Annotated in this window: 19 protein-coding genes; 13 read left to right on the top strand and 6 right to left on the bottom strand. The window is 70.2% G+C overall.

All coding sequences use genetic code 11. The annotated features are described in order from the left end of the window. Window positions 1-27: 27 nt before the first annotated feature. Complete coding sequence (locus JIX56_RS28280) at window positions 28-291, bottom strand: WhiB family transcriptional regulator (protein WP_003975777.1); 264 nt, start codon at window positions 289-291, stop codon at window positions 28-30. Between the two features lie 606 nt (window positions 292-897). On the opposite strand from JIX56_RS28280, the gene JIX56_RS28275 reads away from it, so the two are divergent. The 4 genes from JIX56_RS28275 to JIX56_RS28260 all read left to right on the top strand — a co-directional run bounded on the left by JIX56_RS28275 (window position 898) and on the right by JIX56_RS28260 (window position 4,895). Continuing rightward, window positions 898-1,395 carry a cysteine dioxygenase gene (locus JIX56_RS28275; protein ID WP_257544695.1) on the top strand — a complete coding sequence of 166 codons (498 nt, stop codon included), beginning with the start codon at window positions 898-900 and terminating at the stop codon, window positions 1,393-1,395. 60 nt (window positions 1,396-1,455) lie between these two features. Further along, complete coding sequence (cofD, locus tag JIX56_RS28270; RefSeq protein ID WP_257544693.1) at window positions 1,456-2,415, top strand: 2-phospho-L-lactate transferase; 960 nt, start codon at window positions 1,456-1,458, stop codon at window positions 2,413-2,415. Beyond that, window positions 2,412-3,740 carry a coenzyme F420-0:L-glutamate ligase gene (locus tag JIX56_RS28265; protein ID WP_257544691.1) on the top strand — a complete coding sequence of 443 codons (1,329 nt, stop codon included), beginning with the start codon at window positions 2,412-2,414 and terminating at the stop codon, window positions 3,738-3,740. The genes cofD and JIX56_RS28265 overlap by 4 nt, the downstream gene beginning before the upstream one ends. A gap of 153 nt (window positions 3,741-3,893) precedes the next feature. Next, window positions 3,894-4,895 (top strand): DNA-3-methyladenine glycosylase family protein, encoded by a 1,002-nt coding sequence (locus JIX56_RS28260; protein WP_257544689.1) that lies wholly within the window; start codon window positions 3,894-3,896, stop codon window positions 4,893-4,895. Window positions 4,896-5,127: 232 nt separating this feature from the next. Here the strand turns inward: JIX56_RS28260 and JIX56_RS28255 are convergent, their stop codons facing one another. Both JIX56_RS28255 and JIX56_RS28250 read right to left on the bottom strand, forming a co-directional pair. Further along, complete coding sequence (locus JIX56_RS28255) at window positions 5,128-6,210, bottom strand: nucleotidyltransferase family protein (RefSeq protein ID WP_257544687.1); 1,083 nt, start codon at window positions 6,208-6,210, stop codon at window positions 5,128-5,130. A 254-nt stretch (window positions 6,211-6,464) separates the two neighbouring features. After that, window positions 6,465-7,937 carry a peptidoglycan recognition protein family protein gene (locus JIX56_RS28250; protein WP_257551171.1) on the bottom strand — a complete coding sequence of 491 codons (1,473 nt, stop codon included), beginning with the start codon at window positions 7,935-7,937 and terminating at the stop codon, window positions 6,465-6,467. 121 nt (window positions 7,938-8,058) lie between these two features. Between JIX56_RS28250 and JIX56_RS28245 the strand changes: the two genes are divergently transcribed. The 4 genes from JIX56_RS28245 (at window position 8,059) to JIX56_RS28230 (ending at window position 14,222) form a co-directional block, all read left to right on the top strand. After that, entirely contained in the window at window positions 8,059-8,814 is a 756-nt protein-coding gene (locus tag JIX56_RS28245) for a TIGR03089 family protein (protein ID WP_257544685.1), read from the top strand. A 203-nt stretch (window positions 8,815-9,017) separates the two neighbouring features. Then, window positions 9,018-10,217, top strand: a complete 1,200-nt coding sequence (locus JIX56_RS28240) for an LCP family protein (protein WP_257544683.1) — start codon at window positions 9,018-9,020, stop codon at window positions 10,215-10,217. A 246-nt stretch (window positions 10,218-10,463) separates the two neighbouring features. Next, on the top strand, window positions 10,464-12,215 hold the full coding sequence (locus JIX56_RS28235) for an LCP family protein (protein ID WP_257544681.1): 1,752 nt from the start codon (window positions 10,464-10,466) through the stop codon (window positions 12,213-12,215). A gap of 339 nt (window positions 12,216-12,554) precedes the next feature. Then, on the top strand, window positions 12,555-14,222 hold the full coding sequence (locus JIX56_RS28230; RefSeq protein ID WP_257544679.1) for an LCP family protein: 1,668 nt from the start codon (window positions 12,555-12,557) through the stop codon (window positions 14,220-14,222). A gap of 66 nt (window positions 14,223-14,288) precedes the next feature. Here the strand turns inward: JIX56_RS28230 and JIX56_RS28225 are convergent, their stop codons facing one another. Further along, a complete protein-coding gene (locus tag JIX56_RS28225) occupies window positions 14,289-15,317 on the bottom strand; it encodes a glycosyltransferase family 2 protein (protein ID WP_257544677.1) in 1,029 nt (342 codons plus the stop codon). Between the two features lie 135 nt (window positions 15,318-15,452). On the opposite strand from JIX56_RS28225, the gene JIX56_RS28220 reads away from it, so the two are divergent. Both JIX56_RS28220 and JIX56_RS28215 read left to right on the top strand, forming a co-directional pair. Further along, window positions 15,453-16,895 (top strand): LCP family protein, encoded by a 1,443-nt coding sequence (locus JIX56_RS28220; protein ID WP_443031894.1) that lies wholly within the window; start codon window positions 15,453-15,455, stop codon window positions 16,893-16,895. A gap of 117 nt (window positions 16,896-17,012) precedes the next feature. Then, the gene (locus JIX56_RS28215) at window positions 17,013-18,314 is read left to right on the top strand and encodes an LCP family protein (protein WP_257544673.1); all 1,302 of its coding nucleotides are present in this window, start codon (window positions 17,013-17,015) and stop codon (window positions 18,312-18,314) included. 69 nt (window positions 18,315-18,383) lie between these two features. Here JIX56_RS28215 and JIX56_RS28210 read toward each other — a convergent pair whose 3' ends face one another. Together JIX56_RS28210 and JIX56_RS28205 are read right to left on the bottom strand one after the other, a co-directional pair. Next, complete coding sequence (locus tag JIX56_RS28210; RefSeq protein ID WP_257544672.1) at window positions 18,384-18,752, bottom strand: four-helix bundle copper-binding protein; 369 nt, start codon at window positions 18,750-18,752, stop codon at window positions 18,384-18,386. A 175-nt stretch (window positions 18,753-18,927) separates the two neighbouring features. Continuing rightward, window positions 18,928-20,085 (bottom strand): acyl-CoA dehydrogenase, encoded by a 1,158-nt coding sequence (locus JIX56_RS28205; RefSeq protein WP_257544670.1) that lies wholly within the window; start codon window positions 20,083-20,085, stop codon window positions 18,928-18,930. Window positions 20,086-20,291: 206 nt separating this feature from the next. Between JIX56_RS28205 and JIX56_RS28200 the strand changes: the two genes are divergently transcribed. The 3 genes from JIX56_RS28200 (at window position 20,292) to JIX56_RS28190 (ending at window position 24,051) form a co-directional block, all read left to right on the top strand. After that, window positions 20,292-21,635 (top strand): UDP-glucose dehydrogenase family protein, encoded by a 1,344-nt coding sequence (locus tag JIX56_RS28200; RefSeq protein WP_257544668.1) that lies wholly within the window; start codon window positions 20,292-20,294, stop codon window positions 21,633-21,635. Window positions 21,636-21,985: 350 nt separating this feature from the next. Continuing rightward, window positions 21,986-22,705, top strand: coding sequence for a hypothetical protein (locus JIX56_RS28195; protein ID WP_257544666.1), 720 nt, complete (start codon window positions 21,986-21,988; stop codon window positions 22,703-22,705). Next, window positions 22,702-24,051: a copper resistance CopC/CopD family protein gene (locus tag JIX56_RS28190; protein WP_257544664.1), complete on the top strand. Its 1,350-nt coding sequence runs from the start codon at window positions 22,702-22,704 to the stop codon at window positions 24,049-24,051. Before JIX56_RS28195 ends, JIX56_RS28190 begins: the two co-directional genes overlap by 4 nt. The last annotated feature ends 27 nt before the right edge of the window (window positions 24,052-24,078 follow it).

The following is a 24,078-nucleotide window of genomic DNA, read 5'->3' as shown; positions in this document are numbered from 1 at the left end:
GTTCCTGTTCGACCGTCCGGGACGGGGTCAGACGGCTGCCTTCTTGAGGCGGCGGCGCTCGCGCTCCGACAGGCCGCCCCAGATACCGAACCGCTCGTCGTTGGCGAGGGCGTACTCAAGGCACTCGGAGCGGACCTCGCAGGCGAGGCAGACCTTCTTGGCCTCGCGGGTCGAGCCGCCCTTCTCGGGGAAGAAGGACTCGGGATCGGTCTGGGCGCACAGCGCGCGCTCCTGCCAGCCGAGTTCCTCGTCCGCGTCGTCGACCAGCAGTTGCTGCACGAGCTCGGTCATGTGCGCCCCTCGTCCGTCTTTCGCGTCCCCGTCGTGCGGCCGTTACCGATTTCGGCTGAACGACACGAGTGAAATTACAAGTGTGCTGCTACGGGCGAGTCAAGCCGAGATCTGCTATTGAGCCCCTTATTCACTCTGCGGAACCAAGGCTATGCGGAAAGTGTTCAAATCGGCATAAACCCTGACAGAGGCTTGGCGGCAGAGGGGAGCTCCCAGCGGATCACCCTTCCTTACGGGAAAGGACGCCCAGGAGTTCGATCTCGTTCCGGCTCGATCCCACTTCACTCGTTCCGGGTTGTGCGCCATGTGTCCTCGGCACCCCCTGCACAAACCTTTCGCCGAGCGGATGCACCGGAAGAGGTGAACGGACATCCACATACCGGACGCGAAGTTGACAGCGGAGGTGTGAGCCGGTGTCCTTGTGGGCATGCTCGCGAACTCGGCACTCACCTCGACCCGCTCCGCCGGGTCCCTCGGTGCTGCTCGCTGTAGCTGTTGCTGTTGCCGTTCCAGCTGTTGAGCCCCACACGCTCCGGTTGGCACTGAGCCCGTCCAGGCTCGGCTGCTGTTCCCCTTCGCCCACAACCGTCGAGGAACCACCCCTTCATGAACAGCGACAGCGACCTCCAGATCGCCGGCGACCTCCTCGAAGTACCGCACCTCCTCCAGGCGCCGCGCCAACACCCCGTCACCGTGGCCGAGTTCGCCGGACTCGCCCGTTCCCTCGCCGACGACCGCTCCCAGTGGGAGCACCTCGTCGAGTACGACGCGACGACGCGCTGGTACCACCGGCTGCGGACCGGCCCGGGGTACGAGGTGTGGCTGCTGTCCTGGGTGCCGGGGCAGGGCACCGGACCGCACGACCACGGGGGCTCCTCCGGCGTACTCACCGTGCTGGACGGCACGCTGACCGAGCGCACCGACCGGGGCACGCGGGTGCTGGGCGCGGGCGCGCAGCGGGTGTTCGCGCCGGGCTACGCGCACGAGGTCGTCAACGACACGCTGGAACCGGCCATCAGCCTGCACGTCTACTACCCCGGCCTGACGGACATGCCGATGCACACGAAGGCCTGCGCGGCACAGACGGTGACCGTGACCAAGTGAAACCGGCCGTGGTCGCGGCCCGGCGACCCCGTGTCGTACCCGCCTGCAAGACTGGCTCCCATGCGCATTGTGGTTCTGGCAGGCGGCATCGGTGGTGCCCGGTTTCTGCGCGGTCTCAAGCGGGCCGTGCCGGACGGGGACATCACGGTCATCGGAAACACCGGGGACGACATCCACCTCTTCGGGCTGAAGGTCTGCCCCGACCTCGACACGGTGATGTACACGCTCGGCGGCGGCATCAACGAGGAGCAGGGCTGGGGCCGGGCCGAGGAGACCTTCCATCTGAAGGAGGAGCTCGCGGCGTACGGCGTCGGGCCCGAGTGGTTCGGGCTCGGGGACCGGGACTTCGCCACGCACATCGTGCGGACGCAGATGATCAGTGCCGGGTATCCGCTGAGCGCGGTCACCGAGGCGCTGTGCGACCGGTGGAAGCCGGGCGTCCGGCTCATCCCCATGACCGACGACCGCGTCGAGACCCATGTCGCCGTCGAGCAGGACGGGGAGCGCAGGGCGATCCACTTCCAGGAGTACTGGGTGCGGCTGCGGGCCTCCGTGCCGGCCGAGGCGATCGTGCCGGTCGGCGCGGACCAGTCGAAGCCGGCGCCCGGCGTCCTGGAGGCCATCGCCGAGGCGGACGTGATCCTCTTCCCGCCGTCCAACCCCGTCGTCTCCGTCGGCACCATCCTCGCCGTGCCCGGGATCCGGGAGGCGATCGCCGAGGCCGGGGTGCCGGTCGTCGGCCTCTCCCCCATCGTCGGCGACGCGCCCGTGCGCGGGATGGCCGACAAGGTCCTCGCCGCCGTCGGCGTCGAGTCCACGGCCGCGGCCGTCGCCGAGCACTACGGCTCCGGGCTCCTCGACGGCTGGCTGGTCGACACGGTCGACGCGGGCGTCGTGGAGCGCGTCGAGAGCGCCGGGATACGGTGCCGGGCCGTGCCCCTGATGATGACGGACCTGGACGCGACGACGGCCATGGCCCGCGAGGCACTGGCGCTGGCGGAGGAGGTGCGGGGAGCTTGAGCGAGGAGAGCGTGAGAGAAGTGCGGCCCGGTGCCGAGTACCGGGTCTGGGCCCTGGCCGGTATTCCCGAGGTACAGAAGGGGGACGACCTCGCCAAGCTGATCGCCGCGGCCGAGCCGGGGCTGGTCGACGGGGACGTGTTGCTCGTCACCTCGAAGATCGTGTCCAAGGCGGAGGGACGCGTCGTCGAGGCGGTCGACCGGGAGGACGCCATCGACGCCGAGACCGTGCGGGTCGTGGCCCGGCGGGGGGCGTTGCGGATCGTGGAGAACCGGCAGGGGCTGGTGATGGCCGCCGCCGGGGTCGACGCCTCCAACACGCCGTCCGGGACCGTGCTGCTGCTGCCCGAGGACCCCGACGCCTCCGCGCGGGCGATCCGGGACGGCATCAGGGACACGCTCGGGGTCGAGGTCGGGGTCGTCGTCACCGACACCTTCGGGCGGCCCTGGCGCAGCGGGCTGACGGACGTCGCCATCGGGGCGGCCGGCGTGCGCGTCCTCGACGACCTGCGGGGCGGGACCGACGCGTACGGCAATCCGCTCAGCGCGACCGTCGTCGCCACCGCCGACGAGCTGGCCTCCGCCGGTGACCTGGTGAAGGGCAAGGCCGCCGGGCTGCCCGTCGCCGTCGTGCGGGGGCTGGGGCATGTCGTGGCCGAGGACGACGGCGAGGGGACGCGGGCCCTGGTCCGGGGTGCGCGGGACGACATGTTCCGGCTCGGCACCTCCGAGGCCGTACGGCTGGCGGTGACCCAGCGGCGTACCGTACGGGCGTTCACGGACGAGCCGGTCGATCCCGGGGCGGTGCGGCGGGCCGTGGCCGCCGCGGTCACCGCGCCGGCGCCGCATCACACGACGCCGTGGCGGTTCGTGCTGCTGGAGTCCGAGGAGTCGCGGGTACGGCTGCTCGACGCCATGCGGGACGCGTGGATCGCGGATCTGCGGCGGGACGGCAAGAGCGAGGAGTCCATCGCCAAGCGGGTGCGGCGCGGGGACGTGCTGCGCAACGCGCCGTATCTGGTGGTGCCGTGTCTGGTGATGGACGGGGCGCACTCCTACGGGGACGCGCGGCGGGACGCGGCCGAGCGGGAGATGTTCGTCGTCGCGGCGGGGGCCGGGGTGCAGAACTTCCTCGTCGCGCTGGCCGGGGAGCGGTTGGGGTCGGCGTGGGTGTCTTCGACGATGTTCTGCCGGGATGTCGTGCGGGGGGTGCTGGGGCTGCCGGAGGAGTGGGATCCGATGGGGGCGGTGGCTGTGGGGCATGCGGCGGTTGAGCCTTCGGCGCGGGGGGAGCGGGATGCGGGGATGTTCATCGAGGTTCGGTGAGGTGACGTGGGGAGCGCCTGAGATTCGAGGGCGGATCGTGTGCTGTGGGCGAGTGCGGGTTCGCTGTGGCTGATCGCGCAGTTCCCTACGCCCCTAAAAGCATCCGTGGGCCCCTAGGCTCATAGGCACCGCATCGCTACCTAGGACCTCATCGTGGCCGGACGTTTTGTTCAGCGGCCCACTCGTACGACTGTGCGGGGTGGGGATGTTGTCGTGCCCGGTGGGGTGCCTCGGCAGGGCGTTGCGCCCGGGCGGCGGCGGGCTTGGACTCCGGAGGGGCCGCTCGATCTGGGGCTGGTGCTGGGGCCGCTTCGGCGGGGGCCCGGGGATCCCACGTTTCGGGCCACGCCGGACGGGTCCGTGTGGCGGGCCAGTCGTACGCCGGTCGGGGCCGGGACCCTGCGGGTGGCGATGCGGGGTGGGGTCGTCGAGGCGGAGGCCTGGGGGCCGGGGGCCGAGTGGCTGCTCGATCGGATGCCGTCGATGCTGGGCGCCTTGGACGAGCCCGAGATCTTCGCGCCTCGGCATCGGATCGTGGCGATGGCCTGGCGGCGGCGGCCGGGGTTGCGGCTGACGCGGACCGGGCTGGTGCTGGAGTCGTTGATTCCGTCGGTGCTGGAGCAGAAGGTCACGACGGACGAGGCGTATCGGGCGTGGCGGTTGCTCGTACGGAAGTACGGGGAGCCGGCGCCGGGGGCCGTTCCGCCGGGGATGTTCGTGATGCCCACGGCTCGGGAGTGGGCGCTGATTCCGTCCTGGGAGTGGCATCGGGCCGGGGTCGACAACAAGCGGGCGTCGACGATTCTGCGGGCGGTCCGGGTGGCGGGGCGGCTGGAGGAGGCCGTGGAGATGTCGCCGGATGATGCGCGGGCGCGGTGGGAGTTGGTGGCGGGGATCGGGCCGTGGACCTCGGCGGAGACCGTGCAGCGGAGTCATGGGGCGGCGGATGCGGTGACCGTGGGGGATCTGCATCTGCCGGGGATCGTGGGGTTCGCGTTGGCGGGGGATCGGGATGCGGATGACGCGGTGATGTTGTCGTTGTTGGAGCCGTATGCGGGGCAGCGGCATCGGGCGGCTCGGTTGATCTTGCTGTCGGGGAGGGTTCCGGGGCGGCGGACGCCGAAGATGCCGCGGGGGGATATCGGGCGGTTGTAGGTCGCCCCCGCCGCCCCTACCCGTCCCATCCCCCAGGGGCTGTGCCCCTTCGACCCCCTGAGCGCCTTATGGCCCGGGGGGTTCTGTGCGTTGGCGGGTGCGGGATCGTCGTGGTTGGTCGCGCAGTTCCCCGCGCCCCTGAAAGACCCCGGGCCGACCCATGGCTTTTGAGGGGCGCGGGGAACTGCGCGACCAACCCCCACTCACCCGCAGACGACGACGCGCCCTGCGGCTACTGGTCCGACGAGAAGCGGAGCGCCCCCGTGGGGATTTGGGCGTCGCACCAGACTCGGACGCCGGTGCGGAGTTCGTTGTCGGCGCCGATGACGGCGCCGTCGCCGACGACGGTGCCGGTGAGGATGGAGCGTTCACCGATGCGGGCTCGGGCGCCTATGAGGGAGTCGGTGATGACGGCTCCGGGTTCGACCACCGCGCCTGCCAGGACCGTGCTGCCGAAGACCCGCGCGCCCTCGCCGACGAACGCGCCCTCGCCCACGACCGTGCCGCCGGTCAGCTTGGCGTCGCCCGCCACTCGGGCGGTGGGGAGGATGAGGCGGTCGCCGCAGCGGCCGGGGACGGCGGGGGACGGGGCCCGGCCCAGGACGAGGTCCGCCGAGCCGCGGACGAAGGCCGCCGGAGTGCCCAGGTCCAGCCAGTACGTCGAGTCCACCATGCCCTGGAGGTGGGCTCCCGCGGACAGGAGGTCCGGGAACGTTTCCCGTTCGACCGAGACCGGGCGGCCCGCCGGGATCGTGTCGATGACCGAGCGGCGGAAGACGTACGCCCCCGCGTTGATCTGGTCGGTGACGATCTCCTCGGGGGTCTGGGGCTTCTCCAGGAAGGCCAGGACGCGGCCCGTCCCGTCGGTGGGGACGAGACCGTAGGCGCGCGGGTCGGTCACCTGGGTCAGGTGGAGGGAGACGTCCGCGCCGGTCCTGTCATGGGTGGCGACCAGGCGGCGGATGTCCAGGCCGGTGAGGATGTCGCCGTTGAAGACGAGGACGGGGTCCTCGGGGCCGGAGTGGAGATGCGAGGCGGCGTTGCGGATCGCGCCGCCGGTGCCGAGGGGCTCCTCCTCCGTGACGTATTCGAGGTGGAGGCCGAGGGCGGAGCCGTCGCCGAAGTGGGGTTCGAAGACCTCGGCGAGATAGGAGGTGGCGAGGACTATGTGGTCGACTCCCGCCGCCTTGGCTCTCGCCAACTGGTGTGTGAGGAAAGGGACTCCGGCCGCGGGGACCATGGGCTTCGGAGTGTGCACCGTGAGCGGACGCAGCCGGGTGCCTCTGCCGCCGACCAGGAGGATCGCTTCTGTCACCTGTCGTCTCTGCTTCCTGCCGGGACCGGCCGAACTCTCATTCGACCGGCGAGTGTATGCAGACCGTTCATGGCGCCTTCGTGGCCGTGCGGATCTCCGTCGACGGCCGAAGAGGCACGTCGACGGGGTTTCCGGCGAGGGCACGCTGGGCGCGCCCTCGGCCTGTGCTGCGTTCTGGCGGCGACCTCCGGCCGGTCACTGGTTGCCGGCCGGGGTGCTCGGACCCCGGTTCCCCCCATCATCCTGTCGCCGCGCTATCGGCCTTGATAGCCGGCTGCCGCCGTGCGTGCCGCGCCGAGCTTTCCGTAAAGGCGCCCCCCCGGGCACTCGGTCGCGAACCCGTCCCGGTGGCCGGAGATCACGTTCAGTCGTACCTTCTTACCTTTTGGATAGAGATTGCCACCACCGGAAGTGAGGTATGTCTTGCCATTCGGGTTCGCCCCGTAAAGACCGAGTTTCCAGGCGGTTAGTTGCGCGATCGCCTTGACCGACGCCGCGGGCGGTTTGGTGGTGCCGAAACTGCCGAGGACCGCGATGCCCATGCTGTTGGTGTTGAAACCGAGGGTGTGGGCACCCATGACGGGCTTGGCGACACCACCCGCGCGCCCTTCGTAGATGTTTCCGCACTTGTCGACGAGGAAGTTGTAGCCGATGTCGCGCCAGCCGCTGCTCACGACGTGGTAGCGGTAGATACTGCGGATGACGGAAGCGGCCTGCGCACACGTGTAGTTGTTGCCCGACGCCGTGTGGTGCACGAAGGCCGCGTCGACCCGCGTGGTGTAGCGGAAGTCGCGCTCGCGCAGCTTCTCGTCGGCGCCCCAGCCGGCCCGCGTGACGATGCGCGGACGCGGGCCGATGTACGGCTTCGCCCCGGGCACCAGGTTCGCCAGCCGCTCCTCCGTCTCCTTGCGCGACAGCGCCGGGATCGTGGTGGCGCCGAGCGGCGCGAGGTCGGCGTTGACGGCGGAGGAGGCGGCCGACTCGGCGGTCAGCGCGCCCAGCCGTGGGGCGTCCACGGGGGTACCGACGGGCGGCGGTTCGGCCCCTGCCCAGGTTCCCGTCCCGGTTTCCGGTCCCGCCGCGCCCTCCGGGGTGCCGGAGCCGGGGTCGACCAGCTCCAGACGTAGGCCGTCCGGGAGCATCTGGACGCCGGGAGCGGCCGCAGCGCCCCGGGGCTCGGCGTGTACGCGCACCTCGACGCCGTCCGAGTCGCCCACCCAGAGCGGGGCGGTGGAGCCACGCACCCGGCCCGAGGAGCGCTCGGCGGTGTCCGGGTCGGCCGCGTGCTCGTGGTTGTGCGTCTCGACGTCCTGCCAGCCGGACCAGCGGGCGGTGCCCCTCGCGCGCGTACGGACCTGGACGCTGCCCCGGAGTTCGGCGTCCGGGTCGTCCCAGACGACGCCGACCAGCGAGAACGACCGTACGTCCCGCTTTTCGAGGCCCTGTTCGGCGGCGGCCGGGCCGAGGTGGCGGTCCGCTCCTCGTGGGGTGAGGGGGAGCGACTGGGTACTGCCGGACGCGGATGCAGAGGCGGGCGCGGGCGCGAACCGGCCGGTGAGGGCCGGGGTCCACGCCGGGTTCAGGGCTGCTGTGGAGGACGAGTCCGTCGGGGTCGCCGCGGAGGCCGTCGCCGGGAGTGCCGCCGGGAGGGCGAGTGCCGCCGCGCAGGTGATGCCGATCGAGGACGCGAGGAATCGAGATCTACGCATGTTTCCGATCCTGGACATAGTCATACATATCTGTCCATCGCGGAATTGACGGGCCATCGGCCGCGCTCCGCCGAACCGGTGGCGCTTCCGGTCCGGCCGGGGCCCCGCGCGCGGGGCGGGCCCGCGTACGCTTACGCGGGTGAACGCCACCGACCGCACCCCTGCCGACCTGCTGCGATCCGCGCTCTCCGCGGATCCCGCGCGCCCCCTGGTGACCTTCTACGACGACGCCACGGGTGAGCGGGTCGAATTGTCCGTCGCCACCTTCGCCAATTGGGTGGCCAAGACCGCGAACCTTCTTCAGGGCGAGTTGTCCGCGGAGCCGGGGGACCGGGTCGCGCTGCTGCTGCCGGCGCACTGGCAGACGGCGGTGTGGCTGTTGGCGTGTTCGTCGGTGGGAGTCGTCGCCGATGTCGCCGGGGATCCGGGGGCGGCCGACATCGTGGTGAGTGGGCCGGAGACGTTGGAGGCGGCTCGGGCGTGCTCCGGGGAGCGGGTCGCTCTCGCGTTGCGGCCGCTCGGGGGGAGGTTTCCGCAGCCGCCGGCCGGGTTCGCCGATTACGCGGTGGAGGTGCCGTCCCAGGGGGATCGGTTCATGGCGTATGCGCCGGTCGATCCCGATGCGGCCGCGTTGATCGTGGCCGGGCGGGAGTTCAGTGGGGCGGAGGTTGTCGAGCGGGCCGGCGCGGAGGCCTCCGGCCTGGGGCTGACCGGGCCGGGGTCTCGGTTGCTGTCGGGGTTGCCGTACGACACGTGGGAGGGGTTGGCCGCGGGGTTGTACGGGCCGCTCACCACCGGGGGGTCCGTGGTGTTGTGTCGGCACCTTGAGCAACTGGGTGAGGATGCGCTGGCCAAGCGGATCGAGAGTGAGCGGGTGACCGCGGTCGCGCGGTGACGCCGCGGGGGTGAGGGCGTGGGGCGGCTGCGGGTTCGTTGTGGTTGCTCGCGCAGTTCCCCGCGCCCCTTTGGGGCACGGCTGCCCCTGAGCCACGGAGAACAGTTCCCCCATTCGGCCTAGTCCCGGCCGCCTCCACCCTCCTCCCGCGCCATCGTCGTAAGAGCAACGACTCGCTCGTACGCCGTGAGGGGTGGCCGGAAGTGGACGACGTCGGAGGGAAGGTGCGCGGGCTGGGGCCCGGTGTGGGTGGGTCGCCCACCGGGGCCGGGCTCGGGCGGCGGCGTCGGCGGCGGTGGTGGGTGCGGTGGGTGGCGGGTGGGGCGGTGCTGGTGGTCGTCGGGGCCCTGGGGGTGGGGTGGGCGGCCTATCGGAAGCTGGACGGGAACATCACGTCGGACCGGGCGGCGGCGGACGAGCTGGCACGGTTCGAGGGAGAGCGGCCTACCGCGCTCGTGCGGGACGCGCAGAACATCCTCGTCATCGGGTCGGACTCGCGGTCGGGGGACGACAACGGCAAGTACGGGCGGGACTCGGGGACCGAGCGGTCGGACACGACGATCCTGTTGCATCTGGCGGCGAATCGGCGGAGTGCGACCGCGGTGTCGCTGCCACGGGACCTGATGGTGGATGTCCCGAGCTGCCGGCAGGCGGACGGCAGTCGCACCGAGCCGGTGTTCACGGTGTTCAACTACGCGTTCCAGAGCGGGGGTTCGGCCTGCACCATTCGGACCGTCGAGCGGATGACCGACATCCGGATCGACCATCACGTCGTCGTGGACTTCAGCGGCTTCAAGGAGATGGTCGACGCCGTGGACGGGGTGGAGGTCTGTCTCGCCGAGCCCATTCACGACAAGCAGGCCAAACTGCGGCTGCCCGCCGGGAAGGTGAAGCTCAATGGCGAGCAGGCGCTCGGGTATGTGCGGGCCCGTAAGTCGCTGGGGGACGGCAGCGACACCGATCGGATGGACCGGCAGCAGCGGTTCCTCGCGGCGCTGGCGACGAAGGTGCGCGGCAATGACGTACTGCTGAATCCGGTGAAGCTGTATCCGGTGCTGGACGCGGCCACGTCGTCGCTCACCACGGATCCGGGGCTGGCAAGTCTGCGCGGGCTCTACGACCTTGTGCGCGGTTTGCGCACCATTCCCATGGAAAAGGTGCAATTCCTGACCGTTCCCCGGAAGTCGTATGCGTACGACGCCAATCGTGATGAGCTCGTGGAGCCGGCTGCGCGGATGCTTTTCGCTCGACTGCGCTCCGACGCCCCGGTGGCGGTGGCGCGGGAACTACCGGAAGGGATGCGCGAAGGGCATTCGGAAGAGCTTTCGGGAGGCCTCGCCGACAACCCGGATCCGATGCCGACTTTCCGTGGCAGTACGGCCGCGGAGGAGTCCTGTGGGTGACCTCGGAGGGGTTCCGCAGGTAAAGCGCGTGTCAACAGAAGGAACAAATGCTCTAGGAATTGGGCAGATTGCCCAGTTGTAGGGACGTGGAATTTGTCACCGTCGTCGCTTGACGCCTGATCGGGCGGCTAGTGTGAGCGATCCGGTGCGTCAGGCCTTCTCGGCCGCGCACCACTTGCATCGAGACCCGAGCGTCTTTTGAGGGGGGAAGACGCCGCGTGGCCCCGACGGAGGAATCAGACAACCGTGGACGCGCAAGGCCGTGGGCGGGCGGACGACATCGACCCCGCAGACCAGTGGGTACTCAACCCGAGCACCGGTGAATACGAACTGCGACTGACCCCTTCCGCACCGCAGTCGGGGGTACCCAGGCCGCGCAGGGCCACACCCACGCCCGCCGCGGCGGGGGCCAGGTCGGCGGGCACATCCACGCGTTCCGCGTCGGTGGGCACGGACACCCGGGAGATCCCCGACACGCTGCCGGGACCCCGGCGTCGGCGGGGCGTGCCCGAGGAGGAACCGCTGCCGGGCCGGCGCGGGGGCCGGGGCAGGACGAAGCCCAAGAAGTCGGTGGGCAAGCGGATCCTGGTGTGGACCGGCGGCACGCTGGCCTTCCTGCTGGTCGGGGTGAGCGCGGCGGGCTACCTCTACTACCAGCACCTCAACAACAACATCGACAAGATCGCCGACGACGGGGCGAGCACCGGCGGCTTCAGCAAGGACCGCGCGATCAACCTCCTGGTGATCGGCACGGACAAGCGCACCGGCGCGGGCAACGAGAAGTACGGCGACTCGGGCAGCGTCGGCCACGCGGACACCACGATCCTGCTGCACGTCTCCAAGGACCGCTCCAACGCGACCGCGATGAGCATCCCCCGCGACATGATCGTGGACGTCCCGGACTGCCCGACCGAGCAGGAGGACGGCTCCACCGAGACCATCGCGGGCACGAACGACGTGCGCTTCAACACGAGCCTCGGCCAGGACGACCGCACCCCGAGCTGCACGATGCGCACGGTCACCGAGCTGACCGGGATCGTTCCGGACCACTTCATGGTGGCCGACTTCAACGCGGTGAAGACGCTCTCCACGGCCATCGGCGGTGTCGAGGTCTGTCTGGCGAAGCCCATCAAGGACTCGAAGTCGAAGCTGAACCTCTCCGAGGGCAAGCACACCATCGAGGGCGAGCAGGCGCTGGCGTTCCTGCGCACCCGCTACAGCGTGGGCCTCGGCAGCGACCTGAGCCGGATCGAGCTGCAGCAGCAGTTCCTCAGCTCGATGATCCGCCAGATGAAGTCCGAGGACACGCTCACCGACCCGACGAAGGTGCTGAACCTCGCGGAGGCCGCCACGAGCGCGCTGTCCGTCGACTCCAAGATCTCCGACATCAAGAAGCTGGCCTCGCTCGGCCAGGAGGTCGGCAAGGTCAAGACGAAGAACATCACCTTCACCACGGTGCCGGTGGTCGACAACACCGACGGCGCGACCGTGCTGCCCACGCCGGGCAAGGCCGAGCAGCTCTTCGAGACCATCAAGAACGACATCTCGCTCACCGAGGTGAAGAAGCAGGCCAAGGAGAAGGAGGCCGCGAAGCTCAAGGGCACGCGCGCCGAGGCCTCCGAGGTCCGGGTCAACGTCTACAACGGCGGCGCCGTCGCCGGCAGCGCACAGGCCACTCTCAACTGGCTGCAGAACGATGTCGGCGTGACCAAGTCGAGTCAGCTCGGCAACGCCGACAAGACGCTGTCGAAGACCACCCTCGCGTACGACCCCGACCAGGCCGACCAGGCACGCAAGCTGGCCGACCTGATGGGCCTGTCCGCATCGGCGCTGAAGCCCGGCAAGGGCAACAGCGAGACCAACTCCCAGGGACTGCCCGCGATGGTGCTGACCCTGGGCAAGGACTTCAAGGGCGCCGGGGTGTCGCTGAGCGGGGCGTCGGCGAAGGATCTGGACGTCCAGAAGAACACCGCGGACAAGGAAAAGTGCGCCAGTTGATGACCTGACGGCGTCATCACGCGTCTGACAGGACGCGAGTGCAGTGAATCAGTGCGGTGAACACCGGGCGGGCGCGAGGATGCGCCCGGCCGGTCGGTTCCGAATGTCATCGGGCGGCCGTGCCGCCGTACCGACCTGTGTCCATGTCCGTATCCGCGTACGGCGTCCGAGGGGACGTACGCGAGCGGTGCCGGCGCGGACGGTCGAGCGGCGATGTCATCCGACCGGAACTCATGACGCGTTCAACAGGTCATGAGTACATCCGAGTCGGGGTCTCGGCGGTCCAACAGGAGGCGGGGACGGTCCCGTCGGCACGGCAGGGTGGGGAGGGGCAGGGAGATGGTACGGAGCGACGTGCGCGGGGACGGGGGGCAACCGCGCGTCGGGGAGCCCGGCGAGCGGGACGGGAACCTGGAAGGGCCGGACGAGTCGTCCGGCGAGGACGCGGACGTCAGAGTTCCCGAACAGCGCGGGCGCGGTGGCCGGCACGGGGGTGACGGGCGGGGGCGCCCGAAGACCGCCGGCAGGCCCCGGCGCAGACGGGCGCTGCGCTGGTCGGCGTCGGTGCTGGCGGTGGTGATACTCGGCACCGCGGGTGCCGGTTATCTCTACTACCAGCACCTCAACGACAACATCAAGAAAGAGAAGCTGAACCTCGGCGACACGAAGATCGCCGAGCCGACCCCGAACGCGGCCGGCCAGACCCCGCTGAACATCCTGGTCATCGGCTCGGACGCGCGGGACACCGAGGCGAACCAGAAGCTCGGCGGCGCCAAGGAGACCTTCGGCGCCACCCCGCTCGCGGACGTCCAGATGCTGGTGCACCTCTCCGCCGACCGCACCAACATGTCGGTGGTCAGCATGCCCCGCGACACCCTGCTCGCCATACCCAAGTGCACCGACCCCGACAGCGGCGACGTGTACGAGGCGAGCACCATGACGATGACCAACCAGTCGCTGGGGCGCGGCGGCCCCGGCTGCACGGTCGCCACCTGGCAGGAGCTGACCGGCATCCACATCGACCACTTCATGATGGTCGACTTCTCCGGTGTGGTCTCGATGGCCGACGCGATCGGCGGTGTGCCCGTCTGTGTGACCGACAACATCGAGTCCAAGGACGGCCAGGGCCACGGCTCCGGGCTGAAGCTGGAGAAGGGCACCACGTACATCAAGGGCGAGCAGGCCCTGCAGTGGCTGCGCACCCGGTACGGCTTCGAGGACGGCAGCGACATCGCGCGCGCCAAGGCGCAGCACATGTACATGAACTCGATGGTCCGCGAGCTGCGCGAGAACGCCACGATCACCAACCCGAACAAGCTGCGCAAGCTCGCCGAGGAGGCCACGAAGGCGCTCACCGTCGACGAGGGCCTCGCCACGGTGACGCAGCTCTACGACCTCAGCACGGAGCTGCGCAAGGTCGAGCCGGCCCGGATCACGATGACGACGATGCCGTACACGTACGTCGGCGCGCGTGTGGTGCCCAAGGAGGGCGACGCGGAGAAGCTGTTCCGGCTGGTCCGCGAGGACATCGCGCTGGACGGCAAGGACAAGAAGAAGACCACCACCGAGGACGAGACCTCCGACGATCCGGCGGCGGCGAAGGACGAGATCGGTGTACTGGTGCAGAACGGCACCATGACCTCGACGCTCGGCGCCGTCAGCGGCCGGGCCCACACGGTGTCCCAGTTGCTCGTCGAGGACGGCTTCGCCAAGGCCTCGTCCGACAGGACCACCGCGACCGCCGAGGACAAGACGGTCGTGCGCTACCCGAGCGCCGAGCTGGAGGGCGACGCCCAGGCGGTCGCCGAGGCCCTCGGCATCCCGCTGAGCCAGGTGGAGAAGTCCACGAACGTCAGCGGGGTGACGCTGGTCGTCGGCGCCGACTGGCGGGAGGGCAAGGCGTACGAGGCCGAGAAGAAGGACGACTCGACTCCGAAGTCGGCGGACGCCCTGAACGGCGCGAACAAGAAGGCGTGTATGGAGGTCAACCCCAACTTCACCTGGTAGCCGTCGCAGGACATACGCCATCGGGCCCCTCTCCTGATCGAGAGGGGCCCGATGGCGTACGTGTGTTCAGCTCTCGGCCAGTACCGCCGGGCGGCGGGACGCGATGACCTTCTTCGCCAGGGACCTGGGGCTGGTGAGGAAGCCGAAGCCCCAGGACATGTGCATGGTGGCGAGGGCGACCGGGATCTGGAGGCGGGCCTTGAGCGGCAGGCCCCTGCCCGCCGGGAGCGAGCCCGCGACGATCGCCGCGAGGTAGCCGCCGGGGACGAGGTAGCCCAGCGGGGTCAGCAGACCGCCCACCAGGATGCCCGCCGCGATCGCGACGACGGCGGTCGGCGGGGCGAGGTAGCGCAGGTTGATGGAGCCCTCGTGGTAGCGGGCGACGACGTGGCGCCAGCGTCCGTAGTCCTTGTACTGCTTGGCGAGCGCCTTCACGCTGGGCCGCGGCCGGTACGACACCTTCAGCTCGGGCGAGAACCAGATGAGGCCGCCCGCCTCGCGGATCCGGAAGTTCAGCTCCCAGTCCTGGGCGCGGATGAACTCCACGTTGTAGCCGCCCTGTTGCTCCAGCGCCTCGCGCCGGAAGACGCCCAGGTAGACCGTCTCGGCCGGACCGGCCTGCCCGCCCGTGTGGAAGGCCGCGTTGCCGACACCGATCTTCGAGGTCATCGCGGCGGCGACCGCGTGCTCCCAGTCGTTCTCGCCCTCGGCGTGCATGATGCCGCCGACGTTCTGCGCGCCGGTCTCCTCCAGGAGCCGTACGGCGGTGGCGATGTAGTTCGGCGAGAGCATGCCGTGGCCGTCGACGCGGACGACGATCGGGTGGCGGGAGGCGCCGATCGCGGCGTTGAGCGCGGCGGGCGTACGACCGGTGGGGTTCGGGACCGTATGGACGCGCGGGTCTTCCCCTGCGAGCTCGGCGGCGATCTCGTCCGTGCGGTCCGTGGACGGACCGAGGGCGATCACGACCTCCATCTCGCCGGCGTACTCCTGCGCGAGGATCGCTTGGACGGCTCCGCGCAGATGCCGCTCCTCGTTGAGGACCGGCATGATCACAGACACGGCGGGGAGCTGCACGTCGGGCTTGGCGTTCATAGGGGCCTCACGTTACCGCGAACGGGGGACACCGACGCGCGCCGCCCGGCCGCCGGGACGAGGCACGGATCATGGGGCCCTACGGTGCTCACGGATCCCTGACTTCCCCTGACCGGTCTCGCGGAGGTGTCCCCCGTGTCCACGCCGCCCCGCCGCCCAGCCCGCCCGCAGCAGCCCCGGCCCCCCGTACCTCCCCGGCGGCTGAGCTGGGCCATGCGGGCGGTGACCACGCTCTCGGTGGTGGTGCTGGCCGCCGCGGGCATCGGGCACGCGGTGGTGACCCGCCTGGACGACGAGATCGCCCGGGTCGACGCCTTCAAGGACATGAAGAACCGCCCCGAGGCGGGCCACGGCATGAACGTCCTGCTGGTCGGCACCGACGGCCGCGACCGGATCAGCGAGGAGCAGCGGCGGAAGTACCGGCTGGGCGGTGCCCCGTGCCACTGCACGGACACGATGATGATCGTGCACATCTCGGAGGACCGGGAGCGTGCGAGCGTCGTGAGCCTGCCGCGCGACTCGTACGCCGAGACGCCCGAGCACACCGACCGCGCCACCGGGAAGACCCTCCGGTCCCACCCGATCAAGCTGAACGCGGCCTACGCGGAGGGCGGCCCGCAGCTCACCGTGCGCACGGTCGAACACATGACCAAGGTGAAGATCGACCACTACGTCGAGGTCGACTTCACCAGCTTCATGCGGACCGTCGACGTCCTCGGCGGCGTCGAGATCTGCACCGCCCGCCCCCTCAAGGACCCGTACACCGGCCTCGACCTCGCCGCCGGCACCCACGAGCTGGACGGCGGCCAGGCCCTCCAGTACGTCCGCTCCCGGCACGCCGACGGTTCCTCCGACCTCGGCCGGATGAAGCGCCAGCAGCGGTTCATGGCGTCCCTGATGGCGCAGGCCACCTCCTCCGGTGTTCTGCTCAACCCGATGAAGTTCCGCGACATCACGCAGGCCGTCCTCGGTTCCGTCCGCGCCGACAAGGAGTTCGGCACCGGCGAGCTGATCGACCTCGGCCGCGCGATGCGGAACCTCAGCCCCGCCTCCTCGGAGTTCACCACCGTGCCCATCGGCCGCATGGGGTACGCCGTGAAGGGCATCGGCTCGACCCTCAAGTGGGACGAGGCCAAGTCGGCCCGCCTGTTCAAGGCGCTGCGCGACGACCGCCCCCTCGCCCCGTACAAGCCCCGCGGCAGGTACGCCCTGGTCGAGGTCGCTCCCCAGCAGATCCACGTGCAGGTGGAGAACGGCACGACCGTGCCCGGCCTCGGCAAGCAGGTGGACCGCCAGCTGGCCGCCACCGGCTTCCGCACGACGAAGACCCCGGTCAACTCCCGGCAGAACGACGTCCGACGCACCCTCGTCGTCCACGACCCCCGCTGGGACCGCTCCGCCAAGTCCCTCGCCGCCGCCCTCCCCGGCTCAGAACTACGCCCCGTCCGCGCCCAGGGCCCCACCCTCAGGGTGATCGCCGGCACGGACTTCAAGAAAGTCCGCAAGGTACGGGCCGAGGACCCGGAGCAGGGCGAGTCGGGCGTGGTGACGGGCGACGAGGTGTCCTGCGCCCCGTGACCGGGCGTCCGGCTCCCTTACAAATCCGTGCAATGTGTGTCAGCTTCGCAACAGCCCTGCCTTTGTTTTTCATCGACCCTTGTAATGGGCACAGCCTGACCCGGCACACTGGACCGCATGAACGATTGGCCCGAGGGATGGTCCGGCAACAACCGCGGCGGCGACTACCGCGGCGGTGGGTACGGACACGGCAGCGCGAGCGCACAGCCCGACGGGGCGCGTGTGATGCGCCAGGTCCGTCGCGGCCCGTCGGCACCCCCTCAGGGAGGTGTGCCCCAGCAGCCGTCGTACGGCGATCCGTACGGTGACGGCTACGGCAACGGACCCGACCAGTACGGCGGCGGGTACGACAGCGACTACAACACCGGCCAGGTGTACGGCTCCGGCGGCCCGGGCGGTCCCACCGGCCACGGCGGCAGGGGGGAGCGCCCCGCGCCGAACTGGCGGCGTCGTATCAAGGTGACGGCGATCACGGCCACCGTGGTGCTGCTCGCGACGACGATCGGCACGTACTTCTGGGCCGACTCCAAGCTGAACCGCGAGGTCGACCTGTCGAAGGTCATCGAGCGGCCGGAGGCGGGCGAGGGCACCAACTACCTGATCGTCGGCTCCGACAGCCGTGAGGGCCTGTCCGACGAGCAGAAGAAGGAGCTCCACACCGGGTCCGCCGACGGCAAGCGCACGGACTCGATGATGATCCTGCACACCGGTTCCAACGGCCCGACGCTGATCTCGCTGCCGCGTGACTCGAACGTCGAGATACCGACGTTCGTCGGCTCCGAGTCCGGCAAGACCTTCCCGGGCACCGGCCGCCAGGTGAAGCTGAACGCGGCGTACGCGGAGGACGGCCCCGAGCTGCTGGTCCGTACCGTCGAGGCCAACACCGGCCTGCACATCGACCACTACGTGGAGATCGGCTTCGCGGGCTTCGCGAACATCGTCGACGCGGTCGGCGGGGTGGAGATCGAGATCCCCAAGGGCGGCATGAAGGACACCAAGTCCGGTGCCGACTTCGAGGCGGGCAATCAGACCCTGAACGGCGAGCAGGCCCTCGCCTTCGTCCGGACCCGCTACGCCCTCGCGGGCAGCGACCTGGACCGTACGAAGAACCAGCAGAAGTTCCTCGCGGCCCTTGCCAGTCAGACGGCGACGCCGAGCACGGTGCTGAACCCGTTCAAGCTGTACCCGACGATGAGCGCCGGCCTGGACACCCTGATCGTCGACAAGGACATGGGTCTGTTCGACCTGGCCGACATGTTCTGGGCGATGAAGGGTGTGACGGGCGGCGACGGCAAGTCGATGAACATGCCGATCTCGGGCAACTCCGCCAACGGCAACCTCCAGTGGGACACCGCGAAGGTGAAGCAGCTGGTGGAGCAGCTGAAGAACGACGAGACGGTGACGGTGTCGAGCAACTGACCCGCCGGACCGCTTGACTGAGGGGCATCCCGTGCTGGGGTGCCTCTCAGCCGTGGGTCGTACGGCGGGTCAGGCGGTCGCGCCCGCCATCGTCCGGCACATCTCGGAGCAGCGGCGACACGCCTCGGCACAGCGCATCATCTGCTGGTCGTCCGGCATGGACATACACGCCTCGGCGCACATGTCACAGGCGCGGGCGCACATCGCGCACATCTCGGCGGACAGCGGCGAGCGGCGCATCATCATGTCCGCGCACATACGGGTCATCTCGGCGCAGTCCATCAGGGCGCGCATGATCTGCATCTGAGCCTGGCCGCCGGCCTGCATGCAGGAGCTCATGGTCTCCTCGCACACGCTGTGGCAGGTCATGCAGGCGTTGACACAGTCCTGCATCTCCTTGCTCATCGCGGTCATGCTTCGGGTCTGCTGCTGCGTCATGGCTCCTCCTGGAGGTGGTGGGAGCGGGATCCGGGGCGGACCCCGTGCCCTTCCGTCCTACGCCTCCTCGCCCCCGCGCGCCATCGGGCGGACGGCAACAATCCGCCCCCTGCGTCCCGCACGACGACGGCCCCCGGCGGGTGCCGGGGGCCGTGTACGGGTTGCGCCGAAGGGGTTACGGAAGGTTGCGGGCCATCACGATCCGCTGGACCTGGTTCGTTCCTTCGTATATCTGGGTGATCTTCGCGTCGCGCATCATGCGTTCGACCGGGTAGTCGCGGGTGTAGCCGTAGCCGCCGAGGAGCTGGACGGCGTCCGTGGTGACCTCCATGGCGACGTCGGAGGCGAAGCACTTGGCGGCGGCGCCCTGGAAGGTGAGGTCCTTGTCGCCGCGCTCGGACTTGGCGGCGGCCTGGTAGGTCAGGGCGCGGGCGGCCTCGATCTTCATGGCCATGTCGGCGAGCATGAACTGGATGCCCTGGAAGTCGGCGATCGGCTTGCCGAACTGCTTGCGCTCCTGGACATAGCCCTTGGCGTAGTCGAGGGCGCCCTGGGCGACGCCGAGGGCCTGGGCGGCGATGGTGATGCGGGTGTGGTCCAGGGTCTTCATCGCCGTGGCGAAGCCGGTGCCCTCCTCGCCGATCATGCGGTCGGCGGGGATGCGGACGTTGTCGAGGTAGACCTCGCGGGTCGGCGAACCCTTGATGCCGAGCTTCTTCTCCGGGGCGCCGAAGGAGACGCCCTCGTCGGACTTCTCCACGACGAAGGCGGAGATGCCCTTGGAGCGCTTGGTGGGGTCGGTGACCGCCATGACCGTGTAGTAGTCGGAGACGCCGGCGTTGGTGATCCAGCGCTTCACGCCGTTGAGGATGTAGTGGTCGCCGTCGCGGACCGCACGGGTCTTCATACCGGCCGCGTCGGAGCCGGCGTCCGGCTCGGAGAGGCAGTACGAGAACATCGCGTCGCCCTTGGCGAGGGGGCCCAGGTACTTCTTCTTCAGTTCCTCGGAGCCGGAGAGGATCACGGGCAGCGAGCCGAGCTTGTTGACGGCCGGGATCAGGGAGGACGACACGCAGGCGCGGGCCACCTCCTCGATCACGATGACCGTGGCGAGCGCGTCGGCGCCGGCGCCGCCGTACTCCTCGGGGACGTGCACGGCGTGCAGGTCATTGGCGACCAGCGCGTCGAGCGCCTCCTGCGGGAAGCGGGCCTCCTCGTCCACGGCGGCCGCGTGGGGCGCGATCTTCGCCTCGGCGAGGGAACGGATCGCGTCGCGGAGCATGTCGTGCTCCTCGGACGGGCGATACAGGTCGAAATCAGCCGATCCGGCCAAGGTCTCTCACGCTCCTGACGCTAACTACCGTTAAGTAACCCGAATTTTAGAGGTCCGCCCACGTGAGTGATACGTGAGCTTGACGACAGGCCGGGGCCCGCGGGGAATCTGCCCGGTGAAGGGCTCGAACACGCCCCGACTATGCTCAGGCAGCGCACGACCAGATCATGTTTGACACCTCATGGCCGGACATCCCAGGAGCACTCATGGCCCTCAAGATCACCGTGATCGGCACCGGCTATCTCGGCGCGACGCACGCCGCGGCCATGGCCGAGCTGGGGTTCGAGGTGCTCGGGCTCGATGTCGTCGAGGAGAAGATCGACATGCTCCGGCGCGGCGAGGTCCCGATGTACGAGCCGGGGCTGGAGGAGCTGCTGCGCAAGCACGTCGCGGGGATCGAGGGGTCCAGCGGGCGGCTGCGGTTCACCACCGACTACGCCGAGGTCGCGGCCTTCGGTGACATCCACTTCGTCTGTGTGAACACCCCGCAGCGGCACGGCGAGTACGCCTGCGACATGTCGTACGTCGACGCGGCCTTCGCCTCGCTCGCCCCGCATCTGACGGGCCCTGCCCTCGTCGTCGGCAAGTCGACCGTGCCCGTGGGGTCCGCCGACCGGCTGGCCGCCTATCTCGCCGAGCACGCGCCCGCCGGGGCGGACGCCGAGCTGGCCTGGAACCCGGAGTTCCTGCGCGAGGGCTTCGCCGTGAAGGACACGCTGCACCCCGACCGGATCGTGGTGGGTGTGCGCAGCGAGAAGGCCGAGAAGCTGCTGCGCGAGGTGTACGCGGCACCGGTCGGCGAGGGCTCGCCCTTCGTCGTCACCGATTTCCCGACCGCCGAACTGGTGAAGACCTCCGCGAACTCCTTCCTCGCCACCAAGATCTCCTTCATCAACGCCATGGCCGAGGTGTGCGAGGCCGCCGGGGGTGATGTCGCCATGCTGGCGGAGGCCATCGGGCACGACGACCGGATCGGCAAGAAATTCCTGCGGGCGGGTATCGGCTTCGGCGGTGGCTGTCTACCGAAGGACATCAGGGCGTTCATGGCCCGCGCCGGTGAGCTGGGTGCCGACCAGGCGCTGACCTTCCTGCGGGAGATCGACTCCATCAACATGCGTCAGCGCGGGCAGATGGTGGAGCTGGCGCGGCAGGCGCTGGGCGGTGGGTCCTTCCTGGGCAAGCGGGTGGCCGTGCTCGGCGCCAGCTTCAAGCCGGACTCCGACGACGTACGCGACTCGCCCGCCCTCAACGTGGCCGGGCAGATCCACCTCCAGGGCGGCCAGGTCACCGTCTACGACCCCAAGGGCATGGACAACGCCCGGCGGCTCTTTCCGACGCTCGGATACGCCGATTCCGCGATCGAGGCCGTACGGGGCGCCGACATCGTGCTGCACCTGACCGAGTGGCGTGAGTTCCGCGAACTGGACCCGGCGGCGCTGGGCGAGGTGGCGTCGACCCGGCTCGTGCTGGACGGGCGCAACGCGCTGGATCCTGAGCTGTGGCGCCGGGCGGGCTGGAAGTACCGGGCGATGGGGCGACCGACCGCCTGAGGCGGTTTTTATGGGGCCGGCTGAATCCGGCTAATCGCCGGTGCCAAAGGGCAGTTGGCCCTTCCGCTCTCCCTCCCGCACCCCCTTCCTTTTCGAATTCAATTCGAGCACTGTGAAGGAATCGGTGTCCCTTCTGCTCGCTTTCTTCACGATCACATTGCGCGGAATACGACCGATGTCGACCGTTCTCACGGGAGGGTCACCCCCGAAAGAGAGGTAGGCAACAAGCGGTTAACAAATGCGTATTCGCATGGAATCCGCTTGCCACTCCACTGGTCCGCATTCGCTGATCGACATTCGCCGTTCCGCATTCATCGACCGGGATTGTCCGGACCATGCCAGGAGTGATCATGCCTGTCTCGCGCAGGGTGGAGTGGCCCAGGGACCACCGTGACGAACTGGTCGCGGGAGCGCTCGTCGGCGCCGTGGTGATCGTGCTCGGCTACGCGTCGGGCATCGGCGCGTCCTCCGCCCAGGGCCCGGGCGAGGCCGCCGCTCCCCCGGCCTCGCCCCCTGCCGCGACAGCGCCCCCCGCTCCCACGCCCGCGCCGCAGAACCCGATGGACCAGATGCCGGTGGACAACGGGCAGCTGCCCGTGTCGGACGGCGGCGGCGACACGCACACCGGGCACGGGGGCGGTGACGATGAGGGGCACTCCGGAGACGAGGGGCACTCGGGGGACGAGGGCGGGCACGAGCACGGCACCACCCCCACCGGCTCCCCGTCGCCCTCGCCGTCGGAGTCCGCGCCCGGGGACGACCCCGGTGACGAGCCCGGGGACGGCACCGACGACGGCGGCTGCGCGGACGGCGAGGTGCGGCTCGTGACGCCGCTGCTGACCGGGGTCACCCAGCCGCTGTTCGGCGTCCTCAACGGCACCGCCGCGACGCCCGAGCCCCCGTCCTCGCCTTCGCCCTCTCCCTCGTCCTCGCCCTGTGTGGGACTGGTCCCGCTCACCGGCCTGCTCGGGACCTCCGGGATCACCGGCGTACCTGGGGTCTCAGGGGTCCCCGGGGTTCTCGGACTTCCCGGGATCTCCGTCTCCCCGCTGCCGGAGGCCACCCCGTGACCGGCCGCAGCCACGGAGCCCGCCCGCGACTCCACGCCGTCCTGCTGCTTCTCCTCGTCCCGCTGCTCTACGGCGTGGTCGGTGCCACGCCCGCCTCCGCCCACACCGAACTCGTCCGTTCGACGCCCCAGGACGGTGCCGAACTCGCCGAGGTGCCCGACCGTCTCACCCTCGTGTTCGACGAAGCCGTCGACCTCGGTGACGTACGCGTACTGACCATGGACGGCGACCGGCTGCCCGTGAGCCGGTCGCCGGGTGAGAGCGCCGAGACCGTACGTGTCGCCCTCGGCGATCCCGCCGGGCACGAGGTGGCCGTCATGTGGTCCGTCGTCGACGAGGAGGACGGGCACGCCTCCTCCGGCCGACTCGCCTTCGGCATCGGCGCGACCGCGCCGGTGGCCGACCAGGAACGCGGCGACGAGGCCGCCCCCGCACCGTCCCCCCTGGTGCGGAAAGGCCTCGTCGCCGCTCGCTGGACCGGATACGTGTCGCTGGCCCTCTTCGTCGGCGGGCTCGGCTTCGTCGCGCTGCTGTGGCCGCGCGGCGCACACGAGCCCCGGGCCCGCGCGCTGCTCGGGCTGGCGTGGACCGGCGGGCTGCTCTCGACCGTCGCGGGGCTCGGGCTGCAGGGCGCGTACGGCACGTTCGGCGGGCTGCGGGACGCGCTGCGGCCCGAGACGTTCGCCGAGGTGCTGGCCACCCGGCCCGGCGTCGTGCTCGCGGCCCGTGCGCTGGTGTGGGTGCTCGCCGCCGTGGTGCTGGCCGGGCTGTTGCAGGGCGGTGGGCGCACGGCGCGCTCGCCCGGCTGGTGTGTGGGTGCCCTCGCGGTGACGCTCGGGCTGCTGCGGACGACCGGCATGACGGGTCACAACGCCGAGGGCGGCGAGCCCACATGGGGTGCCGTCGCCGATCTGGTCCATCTGCTGGGTGCCTCGCTGTGGGTGGGCGGGCTCGTCATGCTGACGGTGGCGGTGCTGCCGCGTCGCGAGCCCGGTGAGCTGGCCGCGGTGGTGCCCGGGTATTCACGGCTCGCCGCCGCGAGCGTGGCCGCCGTCGCCGCCGCCGGGCTGGTCCTCGCCTGGCAGGTCGTGGGGTCGTACGACGCGCTGCTGCACACCTCGTACGGGCAGCTGCTGTTGCTGAAGACCGGTGTCCTCGCCGTGGTGCTGGTGGCGGCCCAGTGCAGCCGCCAGTGGGTGCGCACCCGCCTCGATCTCGCCGTGCTGCTGCGCGGCGACGCCGCCTCCGTGCGGCCCTTCGCCTACTCGGTCGCGGCGGAGGCGGGGCTCGTCCTCGCCGTCCTCGCCGTGACGAGTGTGCTGGTCACGGCCGATCCCGGCCGCTGAACTCCCCCGAAACACAAAGGAGTTGTT

This window comes from Streptomyces sp. CA-210063, assembly GCF_024612015.1.
Lineage (GTDB): Bacteria > Actinomycetota > Actinomycetes > Streptomycetales > Streptomycetaceae > Streptomyces.
The sequence above is the reverse complement of the archived record's forward strand: the minus strand, read 5'-3'. Positions and strand labels throughout refer to the sequence as shown.